Consider the following 263-nt stretch of genomic DNA (forward strand, 5'->3'; position numbering starts at 1 on the left):
GTATTACCTATGTATTACATCAAATTCAAAAGAAACGCAGCCAGTTTTCGGTAATCGTTATTAACAAGAGAGCCCGATTTATAAAAGCGCACAGGAGAGGAAACGGCATTAGCTTGTCCAACATGCTCAGAACGACGGACAGATACTGGTAGCAATTTATCTTGTACTACCTCCAATTCCTCATCAATGAACTCATTAATAATAGTGTTTCTTGAGTCGACCTCGTTCCTCAAGATCAGATAATTGCCTTCATCCTCCTTAAT

Annotated in this window: 1 pseudogene; it reads right to left on the minus strand. The window is 39.2% G+C overall.

The features are described 5' to 3' along the window. Positions 1–14 precede the first annotated feature (14 nt). Positions 15–263: pseudogene (locus AB4653_RS28890) on the minus strand (ParA family protein); the annotation flags it as partial.

The organism is Vibrio sp. 10N.222.48.A3 (genome assembly GCF_041475345.1).
Taxonomy (GTDB): Bacteria; Pseudomonadota; Gammaproteobacteria; order Enterobacterales; family Vibrionaceae; genus Vibrio; species Vibrio tasmaniensis_A.